This is a genomic window from Herminiimonas fonticola (assembly GCF_040395855.1).
Lineage (GTDB): Bacteria > Pseudomonadota > Gammaproteobacteria > Burkholderiales > Burkholderiaceae_D > Oxalicibacterium > Oxalicibacterium fonticola_A.
On sequence record NZ_JBEBPO010000120.1, the window covers coordinates 1 to 5,850 of the forward strand.

The 5,850-nt window shown below is 55.6% G+C and carries 7 protein-coding genes; 5 read left to right on the forward strand and 2 right to left on the reverse strand.

Annotation, left to right across the window (positions count from 1 at the left end; translation table 11 throughout):
- Position 1 precedes the first annotated feature (1 nt).
- Positions 2-460 carry an Hsp20 family protein gene (locus tag ABWP27_RS11780; protein WP_353157007.1) on the reverse strand — a complete coding sequence of 153 codons (459 nt, stop codon included), beginning with the start codon at positions 458-460 and terminating at the stop codon, positions 2-4.
- 316 nt (positions 461-776) lie between these two features.
- Here ABWP27_RS11780 and ABWP27_RS11785 point away from each other — a divergent pair, with 316 nt between their 5' ends.
- From ABWP27_RS11785 to ABWP27_RS11805, 5 genes are all read left to right on the forward strand, one after another.
- A complete protein-coding gene (locus tag ABWP27_RS11785) occupies positions 777-1,415 on the forward strand; it encodes a PepSY-associated TM helix domain-containing protein (protein WP_353157010.1) in 639 nt (212 codons plus the stop codon).
- A 19-nt stretch (positions 1,416-1,434) separates the two neighbouring features.
- Positions 1,435-1,947 carry a DUF2271 domain-containing protein gene (locus ABWP27_RS11790; RefSeq protein WP_353157013.1) on the forward strand — a complete coding sequence of 171 codons (513 nt, stop codon included), beginning with the start codon at positions 1,435-1,437 and terminating at the stop codon, positions 1,945-1,947.
- A 17-nt stretch (positions 1,948-1,964) separates the two neighbouring features.
- Positions 1,965-2,822, forward strand: coding sequence for a DUF4198 domain-containing protein (locus ABWP27_RS11795; RefSeq protein ID WP_353157016.1), 858 nt, complete (start codon positions 1,965-1,967; stop codon positions 2,820-2,822).
- Between the two features lie 73 nt (positions 2,823-2,895).
- On the forward strand, positions 2,896-3,930 hold the full coding sequence (locus ABWP27_RS11800; protein ID WP_353157018.1) for an FAD:protein FMN transferase: 1,035 nt from the start codon (positions 2,896-2,898) through the stop codon (positions 3,928-3,930).
- Complete coding sequence (locus ABWP27_RS11805) at positions 3,927-5,297, forward strand: sulfite reductase subunit alpha (protein ID WP_353157021.1); 1,371 nt, start codon at positions 3,927-3,929, stop codon at positions 5,295-5,297. The genes ABWP27_RS11800 and ABWP27_RS11805 overlap by 4 nt, the downstream gene beginning before the upstream one ends.
- A gap of 31 nt (positions 5,298-5,328) precedes the next feature.
- On the opposite strand, the gene ABWP27_RS11810 is transcribed toward ABWP27_RS11805, so the two are convergent.
- Positions 5,329-5,850 (reverse strand): Fe2+-dependent dioxygenase (locus tag ABWP27_RS11810; RefSeq protein WP_353157024.1); only part of this gene is annotated, 522 nt, incomplete at its 5' end.

The following is a 5,850-nucleotide window of genomic DNA, read 5'->3' on the forward strand; positions in this document are numbered from 1 at the left end:
GTCAGGCCGCTTTATGTTCCAGTACCTGAACGTTGTCCCCGGCTACATCAATCGCAATTTTCCGCGGCTTCAATGCTTCCGGAATTTCCCTGGCCAGCTCGATATTCAACAGGCCGTTATCCAGCTTCGCGCCAACAACGCGCACGTGGTCGGCTAACTGGAAGCTGTGTTCAAAGTTGCGCGAGGCAATGCCGCGATGCAGGAAATTGCGCGGCGTTTCTTCGCGCGGCTTGCGGCCGGTGATTTTGAGCGTGTCGCGTTCTGTTTCGATCTCGATCTCGGAACGGTCGAAGCCTGCGACAGCCATGGTGATACGGTATTTGTCTTCACTGACCAGTTCTATGTTGTATGGCGGATAGCTGGGTTGCGTGTCAGCGCGTTGCGCATCGTCAAACAATTGAGCCAGGCGATCGAAGCCAATAGCGGAACGGTACAGTGGTGAAAAGTCATAGGTACGCATGATGAATATCCTTTTAAAGTTCAAGCGATAAAGTGAACGACAAACCTCGATTGAGCATCTGTCAGTACAAATATTAGTGCGCGAAAAACGATTTTCAAGATCTTGAAAATCAGCGTTAGTGCCCCTATAACAGCCCGTTTTTCCGCTGTTTTCCTCTGCCCGGCTGCGTCGATGCACCCCCTGCTCCAGCTGCTGCTTCAAACTTCTTTACACGAAAAACCTTGCTATTGATTACTGAATCAACGAAAATCTAAATGAGAATTATTGCTATTTGAAATACGGCAGACCTATCAAACGACATGAAAACAAACCCTTAATGGAAGCACGCGCAAAAAGCCCTCAACGTGCTTATTGGTTAAAAACCTTGCATCAATGGCACTGGATCAGTTCAGCGCTGTGCCTGCTCGGCATGCTGCTGTTCAGCGTTACCGGCATCACGCTCAACCACTCTTCGCAGATCGAAGCCAAACCGCAGGTTGCTACGCAGGAAGCGCAATTACCTGCCGGCTTGCAAACCCAACTGGCAAAGATGAACGCGGAAGAAAGTGGCAAGGCTAAAGCGCAGCTGCCGCAGGAATTGCAGCGCTGGATAAAGGACAGCATGGCGCTGGATGTCAGCGGCCGCGATGTGGAATGGTCGCCGGAAGAGGTCTATGTTGCCTTGCCAAGGCCGGGCGGCGATGCGTGGGTACGTATCGATCGCGCCAGTGGAGCGGTTGAGTCCGAGTCGACCAATCGCGGCTGGATTTCCTACCTGAACGATTTGCACAAGGGTCGCAATACGGGCGATGCATGGAGCTGGTTCATCGATATCTTTGCGGCAGCCTGTTTGATTTTTTCGCTTACCGGTTTGTTCATCCTGAAGATGCACGCGACCAACCGGCCCAGTACCTGGCCGATTGTCGGCCTCGGTGTTCTGATTCCATTTTTGCTGGCTATTTTATTTATTCACTGATTAATCAAAGGTCTTCCCTATGCAGATTCGTTACTCCTTCATGCTGGGCGCAGCGCTAACAGCACCGAGCTTTGCAGCCGATTTGAATGTGAAAGTTGAAATTCCGCGCCTGACGGTTGCCGAGTATCACAAGCCTTACGTCGCTTTCTGGATCGAAGGCGCAGACCAGACCTTCGTGCGCAATCTGGCCGTCTGGTACGACCTGAAAATGAAGGATAACGAAGGCACCAAATGGCTCAAGGACATGCGTCAGTGGTGGCGCAAAAGCGGGCGCGATTTGCAGATGCCGGTCGATGGCTTGAGCGGCGCCACGCGCGCACCGGGCGTGCAGCAATTGAATTTCAACACGGCAAAATCCGGCCTCGATAAATTACCGGCTGGCGAATACGCGCTGGTCGTGGAAGCGGCGCGTGAAGTCGGCGGGCGCGAATTGATCCGCGTGCCATTTCAATGGCCGCCAAAGTCGGCACAAACCGCACAAGCCAAAGGCGAACATGAACTTGGCGCCGTCACTCTCGAATTAAAACCATAAAACTCAAGGACACTGAAATGAAAAAATCTTCCATGTGGCGCGTTGCTGCGCTGGCTGTTTCCCTCTCCGTCGCTTTGCCTATGGCAGCGCATGCGCACCGTGCGTGGATGCTGCCATCCGCAACGGTACTGTCGGGTAACGAGCCATGGGTCACCGTCGATGCCGCAATTTCCAACGACCTGTTTTACTTTGAACACAATGCCCTGCGTCTGGACAATCTGGCCGTGATCGCACCGGATGGCAAAACGGTAGAAGCGGAAAACAAAAGCACAGGTAAATATCGCAGCACCTTCGACGTCAAGCTGACGCAAAAAGGGACCTACAAGCTGACCATGGTGAATGATGGCTTGAGCGCAAGCTACAAACTGGGCAACGAAAACAAACGCTGGCGCGGTACGGCGGAAAGCTTCGCCAAGGACATTCCAGCCGATGCAAAAGATGTGAACGTTAGCCGCATGCAAAGCCGGATGGAAGTTTTCGTCAGCTCCGGCAAACCGACGGATACCGTCCTGAAGCCAACCGGCACCGGACTGGAACTGGTGCCGATCACGCATCCGAACGATCTGTTCGCCGGCGACACCAGCAATTTCCGTTTCATGCTCGATGGCAAACCAGCGGCTGATATTGAAGTCACACTGATTCCCGGCGGCATCCGCTATCGCGATCAACTCGGCGAGATCAAGGTCAAGACCGACAAGGACGGCAAGTTCAGCGTCAAGTGGCCGACTGCAGGCATGTACTGGATGAACGCCAGCAATGGCGGCGCACGTATGGAAGGTGGCGCTGCGAATGCCGCTCCGCAAGCAGTTGGCACCATCGCCAAACCTGTTCGCCGCGTCAGCTATTCGGCAACGCTGGAAGTACTGCAACCGTAAATAAAGATATGGTTAGTCGCCCGTTGACCGCTCGCGGCAACGGGCGTTTTTCTTTCCGACTTACACAGATCACATGCGACGCACACTGGTTCCTGTTATCGATACACCGCCCCTGCCACCGGCTTTGGGTGGCGTCGTGCATACCTTGCAGGGCGAGACGATGGGCACCAGCTGGTCAGTCAAGCTGGTGGCAGATGCTGCACGCCGCTTGTCACCTTTGCACAAATTGATTCAGGATCAGCTCGATACCGTCGTCGCGCAAATGAGTACGTGGAAAACTGACTCCGACCTGAGTCGCTACAACCAGGCAACAGCCGGTTCATGGCATCGTTTGCCGGACGAATTTTTCAGTGTGCTTGAATATGCGCTGGATGTCGCGCAGGCAAGCAACGGCGCTTATGACCCGACCGCAGGAGCATTGGTCAATGCATGGGGTTTCGGTCCGACGCGACGTTATAACGAAGAGGACTTTGTTGCACCAAGCAGCGCAGAACTGGATTTCGCACGCGCACAATGCGGCTGGCAACGCATACAACTCGACAAGACCACGCATCGTGTCCTGCAACCCGGCAATGCATACATCGATCTGTCTGCGATTGCCAAAGGCTACGGCGTCGACCAGGTTGCATGCGCGCTGCTGCAGCGAGGCATAGACAGTTTCCTGGTAGAGGTCGGCGGCGAGTTGCGCGGCACAGGCGTCAAGCCGGATGGACAGCCGTGGTGGTGCGCACTCGAGCATCCTGTGTCGACATCATTGGCTGCCGCGACTGCAAACGAATCGGCCATCGAAATCATTGCCGCACTCTACAATTTGTCTGTTGCCACATCCGGTGATTACCGCCGCTATTTTGAAGATGGCGACACGCGTTTTTCGCACACCATCGATCCGCGCAACGGCGAACCCATCTCTCATGGCCTTGCTTCTGTGACGGTACTGCATCGCGATTGCATGGCCGCCGATGCGTGGTCAACCGCGCTTGGCGTCATGGGCGCCGAACAAGGCCTGGCCTTTGCCGATCGACACGATCTGGCTGCGCTGTTTATTCAACGTGGCAAGGAAGGTTTTGAAGAACATATGAGTCAATCAATGATGGCCTTGCTGCAATGAACTGGAGCGACCAAACCCGAGCTATTGTGGCGATCCTGCTGGTCCTTGCGTATCTCGCCATGTGTATCAGCATTTACTGCATGCAGCGACGCAAGCAGCAACAGGCGACACGCAATGCAGCCGCACTCATTCCCGCTGCCGACGGCGTACAGCCCTGGTTGATCGGCTATGCCAGTCAAACCGGTTTTGCCGAAGAACTCGCCTGGAACACGGCGCGTCTGCTGCACACGGCAGGCGTGCCCGCCCGCGTGGCGAATTTGTCCGCCATCAGTGCCGACGATCTGATGCAGGCCGAACGTGCACTCTTCATCGTCAGCACTTACGGCGAAGGCGATCCGCCGGACAATGCCTCATTGTTCGCCGGCAAATTGATGAACGCCAAACTGGTTTTGCCACATCTGCACTTTGGCATGCTGATGCTGGGTGACAGCGAGTACACGCATTTTTGCGGCTTCGGCCGCACACTCACCGCATGGTTGCAGGCATGCGGTGCACACGCGCTGTTTGACAGCGTGGCGGTCGACAATGCGGATGCGAAAGCGCTGCACGATTGGCAGCACCATCTGAGCCATATCGCCGGCACCAGCGATGCGCCGGACTGGCAGGCGCCGACTTATCAGCAATGGCGACTGGCAGCACGCCGGCACCTCAATCCTGGCAGCGCAGGCAATCCGACCTTTCATATAGAACTGGAAGCGCTGAATGAACAAGCCACATGGGAAGCCGGCGATCTGCTTCAAGTGCTCGCTCCCGCCGACCGGCAACGTGCGCGTGAATATTCTGTCGCCTCGATTCCCGCCGATCGCCGCGTGCATCTGCTGGTTCGCCAGGAACGCCATGAAGACGGCAACCTCGGCATCGCCTCCGGCTGGCTGACCGAACAGGCGGCGCTGGGCACGATGATCGATGTACGTCTGCGTGCGCACAGCAATTTTCGTCTTGGCGACAATCTGCATCGACCACTGGTATTCATCGGTAACGGCACCGGCCTCGCCGGCTTGCGCAGCCATTTGAAAGCACGCGCAGCAAGCGGCAGGCAACGCAACTGGCTGCTATTCGGTGAACGCAATGCCGCGCATGATTTCTATTACCGCGATGAAATCGAAGCGTGGCAAACGCAGGGCGTATTGGAACGCGTCGATATCGTGTTTTCACGCGATCAGGCGGAACGCATTTACGTACAGGACAAATTGCGTGAACAGGCCGACACCATGTGCGCATGGCTGGCAGCAGATGCCGCGATTTATGTGTGCGGCAGCCTGGAAGGCATGGCCGGCGGCGTCGAAGCCGCGCTGACCGACATCATCGGTGGCGCAGGTGTGGAACAACTGATAGCGCAAGGTCGTTATCGGCGCGATGTGTACTGACCGATCGATAGTTGCCCTGCTTTTGCTCTGGCTACACGGTGGCCCATTGTCTTAACAGATTGTGATAATGGCCGGTCAGGCCGACCACCTCTTCGCAATCGCCCAACTTCTCGCGCAGTTTCAGAATGTTCTGGTCCAGCTCGAACAGCAGACGACGCTTGCCCTCATCCGCCACCATGCTTTGCAGCCAGAAAAATGAACATACGCGCGCACCCCGCGTGACGGGTTCAACTTTATGCAGACTGCTGGACGGGTACAAAATCATGTCGCCGGCCGGCAGCTTCACTTCATGTTCACCATACGTATCGGAAACGATCAATTCACCGCCATCGTAATCTTCCGGCTCGCACAGGAACAGCGTGCACGACAAGTCAGTACGCAGGCTCAGATTCGAACCCGGTATCGTTCGTACCGATCCATCGATATGAAAACCGTAATGCTCACCGCCTTCGTAACGATTGAACAGCGGCGGCATGTAACGCATGGGCAAGGCGGCGGAAAAGAATAAAGGATTGTTCACCAGCGCTTTCAGAATGATCTGGCCAAGCTCCAT

Coding starts and splice junctions, on each gene's coding strand:
- ABWP27_RS11790 (WP_353157013.1), top strand. CDS start 1,435: ATGCAGATTCGTTACTCCTTCATGCTGGGCGCAGCGCTAACAGCACCG.
- ABWP27_RS11785 (WP_353157010.1), top strand. CDS start 777: ATGGAAGCACGCGCAAAAAGCCCTCAACGTGCTTATTGGTTAAAAACC.
- ABWP27_RS11795 (WP_353157016.1), top strand. CDS start 1,965: ATGAAAAAATCTTCCATGTGGCGCGTTGCTGCGCTGGCTGTTTCCCTC.
- ABWP27_RS11800 (WP_353157018.1), top strand. CDS start 2,896: ATGCGACGCACACTGGTTCCTGTTATCGATACACCGCCCCTGCCACCG.
- ABWP27_RS11780 (WP_353157007.1), bottom strand. CDS start 460: ATGCGTACCTATGACTTTTCACCACTGTACCGTTCCGCTATTGGCTTC.
- ABWP27_RS11805 (WP_353157021.1), top strand. CDS start 3,927: ATGAACTGGAGCGACCAAACCCGAGCTATTGTGGCGATCCTGCTGGTC.